General features: G+C 66.8%; 14 protein-coding genes, 1 pseudogene and 1 riboswitch. Of the genes and pseudogenes, 8 read left to right on the top strand and 7 right to left on the bottom strand.

The features are described from left to right. Positions 1-35: 35 nt before the first annotated feature. The gene (locus tag B1964_RS10905; protein WP_079929744.1) at positions 36-848 is read right to left on the bottom strand and encodes a methyltransferase domain-containing protein; all 813 of its coding nucleotides are present in this window, start codon (positions 846-848) and stop codon (positions 36-38) included. A gap of 247 nt (positions 849-1,095) precedes the next feature. Here B1964_RS10905 and B1964_RS10900 point away from each other — a divergent pair, with 247 nt between their 5' ends. Beyond that, positions 1,096-3,333, top strand: a complete 2,238-nt coding sequence (locus B1964_RS10900) for an NADP-dependent isocitrate dehydrogenase (RefSeq protein ID WP_006372751.1) — start codon at positions 1,096-1,098, stop codon at positions 3,331-3,333. 131 nt (positions 3,334-3,464) lie between these two features. Here the strand turns inward: B1964_RS10900 and B1964_RS10895 are convergent, their stop codons facing one another. Further along, positions 3,465-4,019, bottom strand: a complete 555-nt coding sequence (locus B1964_RS10895; protein WP_026920122.1) for a hypothetical protein — start codon at positions 4,017-4,019, stop codon at positions 3,465-3,467. Between the two features lie 44 nt (positions 4,020-4,063). Further along, positions 4,064-4,536, bottom strand: a pseudogene (locus B1964_RS10890) (M15 family metallopeptidase). 138 nt (positions 4,537-4,674) lie between these two features. Here B1964_RS10890 and B1964_RS10885 point away from each other — a divergent pair. The 5 genes from B1964_RS10885 to B1964_RS10865 all read left to right on the top strand — a co-directional run bounded on the left by B1964_RS10885 (position 4,675) and on the right by B1964_RS10865 (position 7,779). Beyond that, positions 4,675-5,925 (top strand): multidrug effflux MFS transporter, encoded by a 1,251-nt coding sequence (locus B1964_RS10885; protein ID WP_026920123.1) that lies wholly within the window; start codon positions 4,675-4,677, stop codon positions 5,923-5,925. Between the two features lie 47 nt (positions 5,926-5,972). Next, positions 5,973-6,037, top strand: a riboswitch (guanidine-III (ykkC-III) riboswitch). Between the two features lie 17 nt (positions 6,038-6,054). Next, positions 6,055-6,369, top strand: coding sequence for an SMR family transporter (locus B1964_RS10880; protein ID WP_006372755.1), 315 nt, complete (start codon positions 6,055-6,057; stop codon positions 6,367-6,369). 1 nt (position 6,370) lies between these two features. Further along, positions 6,371-6,730 (top strand): multidrug efflux SMR transporter, encoded by a 360-nt coding sequence (locus B1964_RS10875; RefSeq protein ID WP_014360079.1) that lies wholly within the window; start codon positions 6,371-6,373, stop codon positions 6,728-6,730. A gap of 27 nt (positions 6,731-6,757) precedes the next feature. Then, positions 6,758-7,111 (top strand): VOC family protein, encoded by a 354-nt coding sequence (locus B1964_RS10870; RefSeq protein ID WP_020171292.1) that lies wholly within the window; start codon positions 6,758-6,760, stop codon positions 7,109-7,111. Positions 7,112-7,323: 212 nt separating this feature from the next. Beyond that, entirely contained in the window at positions 7,324-7,779 is a 456-nt protein-coding gene (locus tag B1964_RS10865) for a DUF5313 family protein (RefSeq protein ID WP_006372758.1), read from the top strand. 22 nt (positions 7,780-7,801) lie between these two features. Here the strand turns inward: B1964_RS10865 and B1964_RS10860 are convergent, their stop codons facing one another. Genes B1964_RS10860 through B1964_RS10850 form a run of 3 tightly spaced genes read right to left on the bottom strand, consistent with a single transcriptional unit; the run spans position 7,802 to position 13,460 of the window. Continuing rightward, a complete protein-coding gene (locus tag B1964_RS10860; protein ID WP_020171293.1) occupies positions 7,802-11,146 on the bottom strand; it encodes an SbcC/MukB-like Walker B domain-containing protein in 3,345 nt (1,114 codons plus the stop codon). Continuing rightward, the gene (locus B1964_RS10855) at positions 11,143-12,000 is read right to left on the bottom strand and encodes a DUF4194 domain-containing protein (RefSeq protein WP_079929743.1); all 858 of its coding nucleotides are present in this window, start codon (positions 11,998-12,000) and stop codon (positions 11,143-11,145) included. The genes B1964_RS10860 and B1964_RS10855 overlap by 4 nt, the downstream gene beginning before the upstream one ends. Continuing rightward, positions 11,997-13,460 (bottom strand): DUF3375 domain-containing protein, encoded by a 1,464-nt coding sequence (locus tag B1964_RS10850; protein ID WP_043456447.1) that lies wholly within the window; start codon positions 13,458-13,460, stop codon positions 11,997-11,999. Before B1964_RS10850 ends, B1964_RS10855 begins: the two co-directional genes overlap by 4 nt. A gap of 271 nt (positions 13,461-13,731) precedes the next feature. Between B1964_RS10850 and B1964_RS10845 the strand changes: the two genes are divergently transcribed. Next, positions 13,732-15,204: a cryptochrome/photolyase family protein gene (locus B1964_RS10845; protein WP_079929742.1), complete on the top strand. Its 1,473-nt coding sequence runs from the start codon at positions 13,732-13,734 to the stop codon at positions 15,202-15,204. 58 nt (positions 15,205-15,262) lie between these two features. Beyond that, positions 15,263-16,255 (top strand): 2-oxoglutarate and iron-dependent oxygenase domain-containing protein, encoded by a 993-nt coding sequence (locus B1964_RS10840; protein ID WP_020171296.1) that lies wholly within the window; start codon positions 15,263-15,265, stop codon positions 16,253-16,255. Between the two features lie 14 nt (positions 16,256-16,269). On the opposite strand, the gene B1964_RS10835 is transcribed toward B1964_RS10840, so the two are convergent. Continuing rightward, positions 16,270-17,200, bottom strand: a 931-nt coding sequence (locus tag B1964_RS10835; protein WP_172398810.1) for a CoA transferase, incomplete at its 5' end; no start/stop codon positions are given.

Below are 17,200 nucleotides of genomic sequence, written 5' to 3'. Positions count from 1 at the left end.
GGCTCCCGCGTACCACAACCCCGGCGCACGGGAGCTCACGCGCGGGCGAGGATCTCCCCGTGAGGGATGACGAGCCAGCCGTCGGGGTGCGCCGCCCACTGCAACCAGGCCGCGGCGATCGCGTCGAGGTCCGACGGACTCGACAGCCCGCGTTCGACAGCCATCCGGCCGACGTCGGAGTGGATTCGCTGCGCCCACATCTCGCCCCAGGTCTTCCGTTCGGCCGGGGTGGCGTAGCACCACACCGACGCCGACGGCGTGACCTCGGTGAAACCCGCCTCGTGGACCCAGGCGAGTAGGTGCCGACCGGCGTCGGGCTCGGCGCCGTTGCCGTGGGCCACGGCGCGGTAGAGATCGAGCCAGGCATCGAGGCGCTCGTCGGCCGGCCACCAGTGGAACCCTGCGTAGTCGGCGTCGCGGACGGCGACCACCCCGCCGGTTCGGGTGACCCGACGCATCTCGCGTAACGCCGCCACCGGGTCGGACAGATGCTGGAGAACCTGGTGGGCGTGTGCGACGTCGACGCTGTCGTCGGCGTCGGAGAGTCGGTATGCGTCGTCCACCGCGAACTCGACCGCCACGTCGCGTTCGGTCGCGAGCTCCCGCGCCCGACCCAGTGGCGCATCGGTGATCTCGACGCCGCGAACACGACCCGGGGCCACGAGTTCGGCCAGATCGACGGTGATGCTGCCCGGTCCGCACCCGACGTCGAGTAGGTCGAGTCCGGGCCGCAGGAGCGGTATCAGGTAGGCGGCCGAACTCGTCGCCGTGCGGGCCGCGTGGCTGGACACGACCACCGACGGGTGCCCGTGTGTGTAGACGTCGCGGGGCGGGACGGCGTCGGTCATCGAATTTCACTCCTCCGTGAAGTCAGCAGGTCGTGTGATTCTCGTCGCATGTCGCGTTCGCCTGTGACGTGACGGTAACCCGGGCCGGGGTCGTAAGCTCGGAACTGGCCCGGACCCGAGGGCCGTGGGCACTGTGGCTCCACCGAACGCGTCAACACGCGCCGATGTCGCCGGCCCGCGATACTGGTACCGCCCGGACAACACGAATCCGGGCGCTGCGTGACCACGACTGGAGAGTAAGGCAGATATGAGCGCGGAGAAACCGACCATCATCTACACGCTGACCGATGAAGCGCCCATGCTGGCGACGCACGCTTTTCTCCCGATCATCAGGACATTCGCCGACGCCGCCGACATCAACGTCGAGACCTCCGACATCTCCGTCGCCGCCCGCGTGCTGGCCGAGTTCTCTGATTACCTGAGCGACGAACAGAAGGTTCCCGACAACCTCGCCGAACTCGGCAGGCTGACCCAGGATCCCGACACCAACATCATCAAGCTCCCCAACATCAGCGCGTCGGTGCCGCAGCTGACCGCCGCCATCAAGGAGCTGCAGGACAAGGGCTACAAGATCCCCGATTTCCCGGGCAACCCGAAGACCGACGAGGAGCGCGCGATCCGGGATCGCTACACCAAATGCCTCGGCAGCGCAGTCAATCCCGTTCTGCGCGAAGGTAACTCGGACCGTCGAGCGCCCAAGGCGGTCAAGGAGTACGCGCGCAAGCATCCGCACAGCATGGGCGAGTGGTCGATGGCCTCGCGCACGCACGTCGCGCACATGCGGCACGGCGACTTCTACCACGGCGAGAAGTCGATGACCCTCGACGCCGACCGCGACGTGAAGATGGAACTGATCACCGCCGCAGGCGAGACGATCGTACTCAAGCCGAAGGTGCATCTCGACGCCGGCGACGTCATCGACAGCATGTTCATGAGCAAGAAGGCGCTCATCGAGTTCTACGAAGAGCAGATGGAGGACGCCTACAAGACCGGCGTCATGTTCTCCCTGCACGTCAAGGCCACCATGATGCGCGTCAGTCACCCCATCGTGTTCGGTCACGCGGTGCGCACCTTCTACAAGGAGGCGTTCGCCAAGCACGGCGAGCTCTTCGACGAATTGGGCGTCAACGTCAACAACGGCCTCTCGGATCTGTATTCGAAGATCGAGTCGTTGCCGGCGTCGAAGAAGGAAGAGATCATCGACGATCTGCACGCCTGCCACGAACATCGCCCGGAGCTCGCGATGGTCGACTCGGCGCGCGGCATCTCCAACTTCCACTCCCCCAGCGACGTCATCGTCGACGCGTCCATGCCGGCCATGATCCGCGCCGGCGGCAAGATGTATGGCGCCGACGGCCGGCCCAAGGACACCAAGGCCGTCAATCCCGAGTCGACCTTTTCCCGCATCTATCAGGAGATGATCAACTTCTGTAAGACCAACGGGCAGTTCGATCCCACCACCATGGGCACCGTGCCCAACGTCGGTCTGATGGCGCAGAAGGCCGAGGAGTACGGGTCGCACGACAAGACCTTCGAGATCCCCACCGACGGCGTCGCCAACATCACCGATCTCGCGACCGGCGAGGTGCTGCTGTCCCAGGACGTCGAAGAGGGTGACATCTTCCGCATGTGCATCGTCAAGGACGCGCCGATCCGCGACTGGGTCAAGCTCGCCGTCACCCGCAGCCGGGAATCCGGTATGCCGGTGGTGTTCTGGCTCGATCCGTACCGTCCGCACGAGAACGAACTGATCACCAAGGTGCACACCTACCTGAAGGATCACGACACCGAGGGCCTCGACATCCAGATCATGTCGCAGGTACGGGCTATCCGGTACACGATGGAACGCCTCATCCGCGGCCTCGACACCATCTCCGCGACCGGCAACATCCTGCGCGACTACCTCACCGACCTGTTCCCGATCCTGGAGCTCGGAACGAGCGCCAAGATGCTCTCGATCGTGCCGCTGATGGCCGGTGGCGGGCTCTACGAGACCGGTGCGGGTGGCTCGGCTCCCAAGCACGTCAAGCAGCTCATCGAGGAGAACCACCTGCGGTGGGATTCGCTCGGCGAGTTCCTGGCGCTCGCGGTCAGTCTCGAGGATCTCGGACGCAAGAACGACAACCCGAAGGCGAAGGTGCTGGCCAAGGCGCTCGACGCCGCGACGGGCAAGCTGCTGGAGAACAACAAGGGCCCCTCACGCAGCACCGGTGAACTCGACAACCGGGGCAGCCAGTTCTACCTCGCGCTGTATTGGGCGAAGGCGCTCGCGGAACAAACCGAGGATGCGGATCTGGCGAAGTACTTTGCGCCGCTTGCCAAGACGCTCGAGGAGAACGAACAGACCATCGTCGCCGAACTCAACGACGTCCAGGGCACCGCGGTCGACATCGGTGGCTACTACGCCCCCGACAACGATCTCACCGACAAGGTGATGCGCCCGAGCGCGACATTGAACTCGGCGCTGGAGTCCGTGCGCGGCTGACGCGTCACCGGCCGGTCACGTTCCTGACGAGCCCCGTTTCCCGGTATCGCACCGGGGATCGGGGCTCTGGTCGTTCACCACCGGCATATGCCGGCCCCGTGGAAGGGCTTGCGCCTCACATGGACTCGGTCTCACATGGACTCGAAGGCCCGGCCGAGCTCGGCCTCGACGTCGATGGTCCGGGCGCTGGTGACCTCCGGATCCTCGATCCGGGCGGCCACATCGCGGGCGATGAAGCGCTTGATCTCGTCGTCGACCTGCGCGACGAGCCGGATGATCTCGCCTCGCAGATTGCGGGAGGCGACGCCCACCGTCACATCCGCGGGACGCGGCGGGGTGACGTCGATGTGGAGTTGCAGGGGTTCGACCGCGCGGGCGGTGAGTGCGAGCCGCACCGACCCGTCGACGTCGTAGCGGATGCGATCGACCTTGAGATCGACCAGCAGCCGGATCGACAGCGGAATGCGCACGGTGAAGGTGATCAGCTCGGAGATGTCGCGGATGATCTGCGGCTCGTCGATACTGACACGGGCTTGGACCTTGGCGATCCCGCCGGGTCCCGACGGGATCGGCCCCACGTCGAAGGAGTCGCCGGTGATCGCCGAGAAGGCGCTCCCCACCCGTTTCTCGGTGACGGCCACCTCGAAGAAACGGCGGCCGAACTCCTCATACGTCAGCTCTGACATCTGTCCATCGTCGCAAATCCCGGGCGGTGGGGAGGTCGTCATGATCATGCACCCCGATGCGCGTCGATCCGTGCGGCCGCATCCGGCCACATGGGTGGGCACGGAGCGCCCGGAATGGTCGCGACCTCGAAGTGCCACCACTCGTTGTCGAAGGTGCGGCACAGGCCCCAGCGGAAGCCGTTGACCTGCAGCCACCGGGCACCGGCCTGCGGTCCGACGTCGATGGCATGACCCCCGACATGCGTCGACTCCGACGGTGGCAACACCCACCGGCGAGCCTGCGCCGGACTGCCGTAGGTGGCGATCGCCTCGTCCCACAGTTGTTGCTGCCGGGCGGCGTCCGCGCGCCAGAGGTGATGTGCAGGGGGACGCCGTCGGCGCGGGCTGCCGCCGACGCCTGCGCATATGCGGTGCCGAGGACCGGATCGAGGCCTCCTGCTCCCTCGTCCGCGTGTGCATGCGGCGCGGCGATCGACCACGCGACGATCATCGCCGCCGCGATCATCACCAGAACCATCGTTCGGCGCGTATTTCCGGGAGTCCGGAGAGCAAGAGTCACCACACCAGTAAAGCGGGTATTGACGATGGCGTCGATGACTCCGGGTCGGAGGTACTCGGTTACGGGGTGCTCTGCGCCCCTCCTACAGTGAGTTTCATGGCAGGCATCGGGAGGTCCACGGCGGGAACCGACGGAATCCCGGACACGTCGGGCGTTCGCGGCCGACTGCTCGTGGTCCTCGGTGCCTTGTCGGCGTTCGGACCGATCTCCACCGATCTCTATCTGCCCGCCCTACCCGAGGCGGCCACCGATCTGTCGACGACGCCGGCCGGGGCGCAGGCCACCCTGGTGGTGTCGATGATCGGGCTCGGCCTCGGTCAACTCGTCATGGGTCCGCTCTCGGACCGGTTCGGCCGCCGCCGACCTCTCCTCGCCGGATTGGTGCTGTTCACCGTCGCCTCGGTCGCCTGCGCCTTTGCTCCCAGCGTGTCGGTACTCGTCGTCTGTCGCCTGCTGCAGGCGCTGGGTGGCTCGGCGGGTGTGGTGATCGCCCGCGCGGTGGTGCGCGACCGCTGCAGCGGTCCGCGGTTGGTGTCGGTCTTCGCCGTCCTGACCGTGGTCGTCGGCCTCGGGCCCGTCATCGCCCCGCTGCTGGGCAGTGCGATCCTCCTGGTCGGCACGTGGCGGACGGTCTTCGCCGTGCTGGCGGTGATCGGCGCGTTACTCGTGATCTCGACGGCGGCCTGGGTCGGCGAGTCCCTACCGACCGATCGCCGAACCGCCGGTGGCCCGGGAGGTGCCTTCGTCTCCTACCGTGTCCTGTTCGGCGACCTGCGATTCCTACTCGTGATCGGTACGGGCGCAGCAGGATTCGGGTCGTTGTTCGCCTACATCACCGGCTCGCCGTTCGCACTGCAGGTCGTGCACGGGTGCCCGCCTGCCGTGTTCTCCGCGGTATTCGCGATCAACGGGCTGTGCCTGATGGCGTGTGCACGGTGGGTGCGGTTCGCCGATCCGGTCCGTCAGATGGCCTGCGGTGCAGGGGTACTGGTCGTCGCCTCGGTGGCGATGATCGGCGCCGGCAGCAGCGGCGCGCTGATCCCGCTCCTTCTCGGATTCGCCCTGATCGCTTCGTCGTGGGGCATCATCGGCCCCAGCGTCACCGCGCTGGCACTGCAACGACACCCCGAACGAGCCGGCGCGGCAGCCGCATTGCTGGGTGCCCTGCAATTCGTGGTCGGTGCCGTTGCCGGTTCGCTGGTGGGACATGGCGCAGACGCGGGCGTCACGGCGCTCGTCGCCGTGGTGGTCGGCTCCGCGATCTGTTTCGTCACGCTGGTCGTCGCGGTCTGGATGGGTGAACGAGGGACTCGCCACACCGCCGACCCCGGAAAACCCGGCGCCTGAAATTCTCGCGTGAACGCCGGGAGTTGACGTCGTTGCTACCGTGGACATCGGAGTCCATTCCAGGACCGCGGACGAGGGAGCAGTACCCGCCGAGCGACAAGACTGCCACGAAAGTGGAGGTCGGTCGCCATGGCCTGGCTCATTCTCATCATTTCCGGCGTACTCGAAGCCGTGTGGGCGGCTGCACTGTCGGCGTCACGAGGGTTTCGACAGCCACTGCCGGTGGTGGTCTTCGTGGTTGCCCTGACGCTCAGCATGCTCGGACTCGCTCTCGCGCTGACGTCGTTGCCGCTGGGCACCGCGTACACGGTGTGGGTGGGCATCGGTGTGGTTCTGACCGTCGTCTGGGGTGTCGTCACGGGACAGGAACGGCCGACTGTCGTGCGAGTCGGGCTTCTCGTGCTCCTCGTCGGCTGCGTCGTCGGTCTCAAGGCGGTGAGCTGACATGGCCTGGTTGATCCTGCTGGCTTCGGCCGTGTGCGAGGCGGTGTGGGCGGTGGCCCTGGACCGGTCCAACGGATTCACCGAACCGGTGCCTGTCGCGGTGTTCCTGGTGGGGCTCGCGCTGAGTATGGCCGGACTCGGCTGGGCCGCCTCGTCGCTGCCGATCGGCACCGCCTACGCGGTATGGGTCGGTGTCGGGGCGACGCTGACCGTGACGTATTCCATGGTCACCGGTAGCGAGGGGGTTTCGGTCGCCAAGTTGCTCTTCATCGCGGGTATCGTCGCGGCGGTCGCCGGCCTGAAGATGACCCGATCAGGGACCACCGACTCATCCCGGCCGCCGTCGCCCGACCTACGCTGAGAGAACCCCGACGATGAGGAGTTCTCGATGAGTGACCACGAAGTGAAGATGATCATCCTGTCCACCGACGACCTCGACGAGTCGATCAAGTTCTACGGCGAATCGCTTGGTATGACACTGAAATTCCGCGACGGCGCGCATTTCGCAGCCCTCGACGGCGGGCCGGTCACCCTGGCCCTGGCCACCGAGGTCGATCATCCGATTCCCGGACAGGTCGTGGTCGGGATCAAGACCGCCGACGTCGACGCGGCCGCCAGGGCGATCGAGGCCAGCGGTGGCGGCATCGTCAAGGGCCCCTACGACGACGCGCACGAACGGCGCGCGGTGGTCTACGACAACAAGGGCAACGGGCTGGTGTTCTACAGCCCGCTTGCGCGCTGAGATGTCGCGCGCTGAGTTGTCGCGCGCGGTGACGTCCTCCGCCGGACCGTCGTGGCGTCCCCGCGCGTACACGGCGTACAATTCAGTCGTGCACTACTGATTAGTGGTTCATCGATTACTCGATTTCATGAAGCCGTATACCGGAGTATCGTCCGGATCGTCGGTCTGGGAAACTCGGGTACAAAGACCGGTCACCGACAAGAGGAACCCCCATGGTTGACACGAACCGCCGTGCTGCGACATCGCGTGCGTCGCAGGACACCTCGACGACATCCGGTTCCGGCCGCGACGGTGATCGACCGCACGGGCTGCAGTACATCAAGTACCACTACGGGGCGAAGCTTCCGGACTCGATGCGCGACTGGGTCTTCAACGATCTGACCGGTCCGTATGCCGCCCTGCGCATGGTCGCGTGGTGGGCCGTGCCCTGCGTGATCATCCTCGTCCCGATGTTGTTCGTGCCGGCCGACTGGCTGATCCGGGCGAACATGACCGTGCCCATCCTCATCCCCTACATCTTCTTCTCGGTCGCACTGAACCGCGTCTACCGGCGTTACCGGTTGTCGCAGCACGGCTTCGATCCCGATCTGGTCTCCCGTCGGGAGAAGGAGAAGAACGCCGACGTATACGCCGAGTACCACCGCAAATACCGCGGGGCCGGCCGCTAGCCTCCAGCGTCGGGGGTTCGGGTCAGATCAGCCGGTTCTTCCCCGACGCCCGACGCAGGTCGGAGAACGCACCGATCGAGGTCGACGTCGCCGTCGCCACCGGGCGACCACCGGCCGCCTCGGACTTCGACACCATCACCACGTTGTCGATGTAGGGCTGGATGGTGCTGGTGTTCTGCACGGTCGCGACGATGATCAGCTGGAAGCCGAACTTGCGGAACGCCGAGAGCGCCTGCTGGGCGAACTGCGGGTCGGACTTGGAGAATGCCTCGTCGAGCATCAACTGCGCGAAGATCGGTCGGTTGTCGTCGCCATGCGGGCTGGCGAGGTTGAAGCTCAATGCGCCGGCCAGACAGAAGGCCATGAGCTTCTCCTGCTCGCCACCGGAATTGTCGCCGGCATTGCTGTAGGTGCGGATCGTCTCCCCGGTCTCGGCGTCGTGCTCCTCACAGTAGAAGTCGAAACGGTTGCGGACGTCGAGCGCGTCGCGCGTCCACTGCCGGTCCTCCGGGGTCGCCCCCGCCAGGCGTTCGCGCAGCAGGAGGATGTCGGCGTACTGCTCGAGGATGGCCTGCTCATCGCCGAACGCGACGGCGGTCGACCGCCCCGCGATCTGACGCGCCTTTTCGGTGAGTTCGGCTGCGGCCCCGAGGTTCTTGCGTCCCGGCTGCAGGCGCAGTCGGGTGCCACGATTGAACGCGACCGCACCCAGGCCCGTGTTGACCCGCTCGATCTGCTCGACGATCCGGCGCTCCTCGGCGTCGGCGGCCATGTGCAGGTTGAGGATCGCACCCGGCGCCTGCTCGGTGATGAGCCGGCGCATCCGCTCGTAGGCCGCGGGTAGCTCCCGCTCGTCGATGCGGCGGCACAACGCGACGTAGTCATAGATGCGCTCGTCGAAATCGCTGCTGTCGTTGGGGATCTCGTCGGGGAACTCCTCGTCGTAGGTCGCGAGGATACGAGCCAGTTCGTCCCGGGAGCGACGCGCATCGGCGCGCATCCGATCCCGGTCGCGCCCAACGGCCTTGATCAGTTCCTGGCGGTAGGGATCCGGTGCGAGCACATCGAGGGTGGCCGCAGAATCCTCACGGAACGTGTCGAGGGCCGCCTGTGCGGGACCGGAGATGTCCTCGGCCTTGAGGCGGTCGACGAGATCGAGCAACTGCGTCCGGCGCTCGTCCTGGGTCGCGATCCGGTCACGCACGAGCGCGGCCTGGGAGATCGCCGCGCGGACCTGCTCCCAGATCTCCTCGGCCTTGCGTTGCAGTGCCTCGACGTCGGGATGCTCTTCCATCAACAGTTCGTACTGCTCCGAGAGCCGCTCGGCGCGATCGTCGGCGGACTCGACGTCGATCTCACTCCACTGCGTGAACTGCTCGCACACAGTGCGGTAGAGGTCGCGGCGGCGTTGTTTGTCGGCTCGCTCGCGTTCGAGGACGGCGGTGGCCTCGCGCGCCGCAGCATGAATGCTGTCCTCGTGGTCGAGTTCCTCACCGAGGGCGGCGACCTTGGCGTCGACGTTGCCGACGAAGATGTACTGCGAGGGCCGCAGTGCCTGCCGGTCGTCCTTGATGGCCAGCTTCGCGGAGTCCTTGCGCAGGCCGCGATCGGTGACCGCCTTGGCATGGTCGGCGAATTCGGCCGGATCGTCGACGCAGACGTAATTGCCCAGTCGGGCGAGCAGCGTCAGGGCTTCCGCCGAGCTCGGGTGCTCCGGATCGACCGGACGCAGGGTCGCGGCCAGCGTGCCGGGGTCGGGCAGCACCGCCGTGCGGCGCTCGACATGATGCAACTGGATCCGCCCACGCATGTCGTGGGTGTTCACGAACCGCAGGGCGGCATTGAAATGGCGATCCGGCACCAGCAATCGCAGACCGGCGTTACGCAGCACCTTCTCCACCGCCGGACGCCACCGCTCCTGCTCCGGGTCGAGTTCGACGAGTTCGGCGACATAGCGCAATTCGGAGTCGTCGAGCTGCAACGCGTCGGCGATCACCCGGCGCATCTCGTGCTCGGCGCGCGGCAGCGCCGATCCGGCCTCGCGCACCCGGGCCAGCTCGTCGGCAGCGGCGTCGCGGCGGCTCCGAGCTGCGACCTCCGCGGCCAGCAGTTCGGCGTAGTGTCCCTTTCCGGCCTCGAGTTGCCCGTCGAGCCGTGTCGCCTCCTCGATGAGGGATTCGCGTGTCTCCCAGAAGTCCTCGGCCGACTCGGGGATCTCCACGTCGAGCGCCGACATCTTCGAGTCGAACGAGGCCCGCCGCATCGACACCTCGCTCGCCGCTTTGCCGGCCGCGGCGAGCTGTTCCTGTAGTGGTGCGAGATCGGCTGTGCTGGAGGAGATTCGCGACAGCAGATGGCTGTGATCCTGGCGAAGTTGATCGTGCTGGGAGGTCAGCGCGGCCAGATCGCCGTCGAGACGGGCGATCTGATCGTCGAGGTCGGCGATCTCGGGTTCGGCGTTGCGGATCCGCAGGTTGGTCACGTAGGCACGGATGGTCGCGCTGTCGATGGTGTCGAGCACCGAGAACTTCGCCGACTCGGTCGCATACCGTTCCTGGACGGCCTCGATGTTGCCGAGGATGGTGCGTTTGCGACGTGCGACGTCCAGGAATTCGCGGGCCTCGACGAGCGGATCGATCTGCTCGAGTGCATCCTTGATACCCGCGATGCTGGTCGGTTCGTCGAGCATGAACTCACGGACGAACTGGGCCAGCCCGCCGACGCTCTTGAGCGACTTGGCCTTTCCCAACAGCTGCTGGGCGGCCTCGGAGCCGCGGATGCCGATCAGCGAGTACAGCGACGCGAGGTACTTCCCCTCGCCGGGACCGCCCCGCCAACCGCGCTCACGGAGCCGGGCCGCATTGTGCCCGTTGGCCGCCCACTCGTTACAGGCGTCGACGATGTCGGCGTCGCCGTCGGCGAGATAGTAGGCGCTGTGGGCGTCGGTCATCTTGCCCGCAGCGAGCCACTTGAGGACGAGGCCGGTGATCGACACACCCGAGGTGGAGGTGTAGGTGACGGCGATGGCCGCCCAGGCCGGCCCGGTGCCGCGCAGGTACATGATCTCGCGCGTCGAGTTCACGCCGTCGCGCCGCTCGCCCCATGCTCCACGCACGTACTTGCCGACGGTCCGCCGACCACTCGCCGATCCGGCCGCCGTGGCGTCGCCGGAGGCGTTGAAGTTGCGCCGATGGTCGGGCAGGAAGGCCAGGGAGATGGCGTCCAGAAGCGAGGACTTACCGCTGCCCGACGAGCCGGTCACCAGAGAACCGTTGGCGCTGAACGGAATCGAATGATACCCGTCGAAGACGCCCCAGTTGATCAACTGCAACCGCGACAGGTGGAACTGGTCGACACGATCGCTCACCAGTCATCTCCTTCGTCCGTGTCGTCATCCTCGGTGTCGTCACCGTCGTCGGTGTCCCGATCGCCCTCGGCGAGGTATCCCGAACCGTCGTCTCCGGATTCGGGCGCGGAGCGATCGAGCGTCTGCGCGTCGGCCTCCTCGCCGGCACCGATGAATTGCTCGAACTGGTGCTGCAGATCGGTGATCACCGATGCCGTCATGATCGCGGTGATCGCCGGACTCACGGTGAAGGTGTCGGGGTCGTCGCGATGGCGGCGCAGCAACTCGAGTTCCTCGAGCTTGTCGATCGCCTTGTCGATGCGTTTGTCGAACAGGGCGAGGTCGCGATCGATGGTGTTGGAGACGCCGGCGAACAGTTCGTGGATCTCCTCGTGGGTGATCAATACCTGATCTTCGCGCGCGGCCCGCATGTGTTTGGCCAGGTGCAGGGCGAGGATCGCGTCGTAGGCCTGGATCGTCTCGCGCTTGAGTAGTCTTCTACCCCAACGGGAGTCGTAGCCCACCTGCTCGACGAAGGCGACCTCGAGTTCGGTGACCAGGCGCAGCCGCAGATCGAGTTCGGACAGCCGGATGCGTAGGGACTCCTGGTATTCGACGATCCAGGACCACAGCTGGGGAGTGCGGTCGCCGCTGACATAGCGCCGGGTGAGTAGATTCTGCAACGCCCAGCAGGCGCGGTCGGGCATCGCCGAGACGTCCCCGTCGAAGCGGGGGACCTTTGTTTCCTCGACGGCGGTCCGGCTCACCGCGGGCAGGTCGTCGTAGCCGTTGAACTCCTCGGTACTGAACCCCTTGGCGTTGAACCCCTCGGCGCTGAACCCCTTCGCGGGAAACCGTTCTGACTGATCGGTCACAGGACGTCGACCTCCGCGGTGGGGATGGGTTCGGTGAAATGCAGGGCGGGAATCTCGATGAGACGGTCCTCGCCGTCGAGGGACCGGAATCGGATGAACTCGGTCGCCACGGGGTCGCCGGTGGCCGACGATTGCCGCAACGCCCACGACCACAACACGATCACGTGGGCGAGATAGGGGTCGTCGAGGGAATGGATGACCTCCGACAACGCCACCGGACCGTCGACGACCGCGTTGTTGACCACCTCGGTGAGTTCGACGGTGTCGACCTGGCCGGCCAGCGAAACGAACGAATCGAGATCGGTCTCCCCTGTCGCGGGTACCGCCGGTTGCGGGGGTTCAGGGGTGCGGATCTCGAACGCGAGACGCCCGTTGGACGTCAGCGCGGGGGTGGCCAGCGGCAATTCGTAACCCAGCCGCCGATCGGCGAGAGAGATCGTGAGCAGTTCGTTGGCCGTGGCCAGGGCGTCGTTGAGTTGGCGGGCGATACCGCGGCTCTGCTCGAGGGTTCCCGAGGCGACGAATCGGCGGATCCGACGCGCGCAGCGGCGACGGATCCGGCCGACCTCGTCGATCTGCTGGGTGACCAGCACGAAGAAGTTGTCCATCACCGATCGCAACCCTGGATCGATGGCGGGCAGATGCGCGGTGACGGTCTCGATGTCGGAGACCAATCGAGCCCGTTGGGTCGGGTCGCCGATCATGTGCGTGAACGCGTGATAGGACGCGCTCTGCGAGGACTCCAGCAAGGCCTCGTAATCGTCGAACATCTGCCGCTGCCGGTCCCGATAGGCCAGATCGGAGTCGTTCGGATCGTCGAGGAGCGCGGTGGTGATGCGGTCGAGCATGCTGCCGTACTGCCCGATGTCGGAGATGATCTGCTCCATCTGGTAGGCGATGGCGCGGGCCTCGTCCTCGGCGGCCCGCAGATCCGGTCGGCGCCGGCGACCGGCGTCGAGGTCGGCGAGTTCGGCGTCGAGTTCCTCGATCTGATGGGTGAGGTCCTCACGGATGTAGCTGGGGTCGTCGCTGACCTGACCGGCCACGCGCCGCAAACCTGCCGCGATGCCGTTGATCGAACCCGCGGTGGCCACCGAGTCCTCCCGGCGCAGCCGCCGCATGTAATCGAGCACCGAGCGCGCCTCGGGGGTGAGGTAGCACAGGTTCTGGGTCGCGACGACCGGGTCGGCCATCCGATGCAGCCACCCGTTCTTGGCCCACAGTTTCAGCAGATCCATGCCGTGGGGCTGGTCGCCGACGCCGAGTTCGGCCATGTCGCGTTCGAGCCGGATCGCCAGATCGGTTTCCGACCGGCGCGCCCCGAAGTCGAGGTGACGCTCCATCAATGTCACGTAGAGCGCGGAGTTGGTCGCGGCGAACAGCCGGACGGCCGCGGATCGTTGGATCGATCGGTTGGTCTCCCACGCCTGCATGAGCGTGGGCTGAGTTGCACTGTCCATCGCCGCCTCGTGGGTTCGTCTCGGGTTCGGTTGCTCGTCGGGGTTCGGTTGCGATCGGGGGGTCGGGTTGGTGGCCGGGCCGCCAGGTAGTCTCCCACGTCCACCGATCGTGGCCCGCGCCACGTCCGAGCCGCTGTGGACAACCACGCCGACACGCCGAGGCGACCGGCCGAAGAGATCCGCATGTCGCGAGGCGTCGAACTCCAGGCAAAGGACGTACCGGTAACGACGGTTCTCGTCACGGCCGCTGCGAGAAGAGGATGATCCACCGATGTCCGAGTTGCGCCTGGTGATGCCGCACCAGTTGTTCGAATCACATCTGAACGCCGAGCCCGGCACGCGGTTCGTTCTCGTCGAGCACGATCTGCTGTTCCGCCAGTACCGCTTCCACCGGCAGAAGCTGATCCTGCATCGTGTGTCGATGCGCCGGTTCGCACAGCGGCTGCGCCGCCACGGATTCGACGTCGAGATCATCGAGACCGACTCCGCGACCACCAGCCGAGAATCCCTGAGCGCTGTGGTGCGGCGGCTGCGCCCGTCGTCGGTGCACCTCTACGACGTCGTCGACGACTGGCTCGCCGCCGATGTGTGCGGCGCCCTGGCCGACGCCGGGATCGACCTCGACGCCGAGGCCACCGCCGAGAGCCCCAACTTCCTCACCTCACGACGCCAGATCACCGAATTCTTCGACGGCCCGACCGCCCGGATGAGCGAGTTCTACACGTGGCAGCGGCGCCGCCTCGGCATTCTCGTGGACAGCGCAGGCGTGCCCGCAGGCAAACGCTGGAGCTTCGACGCCGACAACCGCAAGCCGCTCCCCCGCAGGCTCGACGTGGCCGTGCCGCGGTTTCCCGATCCGGACGAACACGTCGACGCGGCCATCGAATGGGTCGAGAAGGAGTTCCCCGACAATCCCGGCGACGCGCGGGCGTTTCGGTGGGCCACCGACCACCGTGGGGCGCGCGAGATGTTCGAGGACTTTCTCGCCGAGCGATTCGCCGGGTTCGGCCCCTACGAGGACGCCATCAGCACCACCAATCCGTACCTCTTCCACGCCATGCTCACGCCCGCCCTCAACATCGGCCTAGTGTCACCGCGGACGGTGCTGCGCCGCGCACTCGAGGTCGGCGGGCAGGGCGAGATCGGGCTCGCCGGGCTCGAGGGATTCGTCCGTCAGCTCATCGGGTGGCGCGAGTACATGCGCGCCACCTACGTGGTCCACGGTCGCACGATGCGGACCGCCAATCGGCTGGGACATCGCCGCGCACTCGCGCCGGGCTGGTGGACGGCGCAGACCGGGCTCGTGCCGGTCGACGGTGTCGTGCGCCACGTCCTGGACTGCGGCTGGGCGCATCACATCGAGCGGTTGATGATCCTCGGTAATGCCATGTGTCTCTTGCGAACCCATCCCGACGAGGTCTATCGGTGGTTCATGGAGATGTTCGTCGACGCCTACGACTGGGTGATGGTGCCCAACGTCTACGGGATGAGCCAGTTCGCCGCGGGCACCGCCATCACCACCAAGCCGTACGTCTCGGGCAGCAACTACCTGCGCAAGATGTCCGACCTCCGCAAGGGACCGTGGTGCGCGGAGTGGGACGGCCTGTACTGGACGTTCGTCGCCGATCATCGCGACGTTCTCGACCGCAACCGCCGGTCGTCGTTCGTGGTGGCCAATCTCGAGCGCATGGAACCGTCGACCAGGGCCGCCCACCTACGCACGGGCCGGCGTTGGCTCGACTGACGATCGCGGAGGTGTCTCTCGGGCCGCGTGGCGCACGTGAGGGTGCCACCATGGAGTCATGTTGCCCACCCTCGACCTCACCGCAGCCGACACCGACGGGCAGGCCTTCGCGACCGCGCTGCGCGAGGCCGCCCACCAGCACGGATTCTTCTACCTCGTCGGACACGGCATCGCGCCGGCGCGGATCGACGAGGTCCTGCGACTGGCCCGTGAGTTCTTCGCGTTGCCCGACGCCGAGAAGCGGCGGATCTCCCAGCTGGACAGTCCCGCGTTCCGGGGTTATTCACGTCTCGGCGGTGAGTTGACGAACGGACTCGTCGACTGGCGCGAACAGGTCGACATCGGCCCGGACCGGCCCGTCGTCGACGGTGCGCACGGGTACTGGAACCTACAGGGCCCCAACCTGTGGCCGGAGCGTCCCGCCGGATTCCGTGCGGCGTTCGAGGCGTGGATCGACGCGGTGTCGGAGGTGGGCGTGCGCCTGCTGCGGCAGTGGTCGGCCTCACTCGGAGCGCCGGCCGGCTACTTCGATGACGCGTTTGCCGACCGTCCGGCGACCCTGCTCAAGGTGGTGCGCTACCCGGGCAGCATCGACCGGGACCAGGGCGTCGGAGCGCACAAGGATTCCGGTGTCCTCACGCTGCTGCTGGTGGAACCGGATTCCGAAGGGCTGCAGGTGGAAACGCTGGATGGCACCTGGGTCGATGTGCCGCCGAAGCCGGGCGCGTTCATCGTCAACATCGGTGAACTGCTCGAGGTGGCCACCGGCGGTTACCTGCGCGCGACCCGGCATCGGGTGCGCGCGCCGCGCCCCGGCACCGACCGTATCTCGATACCGTTCTTCCTGAATCCGGCTCTCGATGCCACGATCCCGATCATCGAACTGCCGCCGGAGCTCGCGGCGTTGTCCCGCGGTGTCGAGGCGGACCCGGACAATCCGATCTTCAGCACCTACGGCGAGAACGCCTGGAAGTCCCGGGTGCGCGCGCACCCGGATGTGGCGCAACGACATCATGGGATCACTCCTCTCGGCCCGGCATCCGCCTACTGATCAGTCCGGTCTGATCAGTCCGGTCGCGCAAGCCATTCCGGCCGGCACGAGCCGCGCGGAACCAGCACCGTGCGGTAGCGCCCCGGCGTCTGGCTCATCCGGACCTGGTCGGTGACACCCTGATACGCCCCGAGCGGTGTCTCGGCGGTGAAGGTCTCGGGATCGAGATAACGATGGGTGCCGTCGCCGACATCGGTGCCGGCGATCTCGTGGGCGTAACCACGATCGAACACACCCATCCCGATGATCCAGAGTGCAGCCCGGGTCAGCGACACATGCACCCGGTAACTGCCGCCGTCGCGGGCGCGGCGGGTGAGGGCTTCGACGATTCCCGCGGTGAGCAACCACGACACGATGTAGTCGTTGACGACGAGAATCGGTGGGAGCTTGGGCTTGTCGCCCCCGCCCTCGAGCAGCATCATCCCGGTCAGGCTGCCCGCGGTCTGATCGAATCCGACCTGTGACGACCACGGGCCGTGCTCACCGTTGAGAGAGGCGGTGGCGTAGACGATCCCGCGATGTCCGTCGGCGGCGGCATCGGCGGACAGTCCGATCTTGTCGAGGTAGCCGGGCCGGCGGTTCGCGTAGAACACGTCGGCGTCGTTGAGCAGCCGACGAATCCGGGCGGCACCGTCGGCGTCGTAGGGATTGATCGTCGATGACCGTACGCCGACGTTGGCGGTGGCATAGGTCGCGTCGTGCTCGAGTTCGTCGGGACGCCATACGTTGAGCACGTCGGCGCCGTGCAGGGCCAGTGCCCGGCCGACCCCGGCGCCGGCGATCACATGTCCCATGCCCAACGCCCGGATGCCGTCGAGGGGCTGGTCGACCCCTCCGGGCAGCGGGACGGGGTCGCCGTCGGCGATGCGGGTGATCTCGATGAGCGGCATGTCGGCGAGAACATCCCGATAGTGCGGTTCGTCGAGGAGTTCGGCGGTCGTGCGC

Source organism: Gordonia sp. i37 (genome assembly GCF_002043085.1).
Lineage (GTDB): Bacteria > Actinomycetota > Actinomycetes > Mycobacteriales > Mycobacteriaceae > Gordonia > Gordonia polyisoprenivorans.
This window is presented reverse-complemented; position numbering and strand designations above follow the sequence as displayed.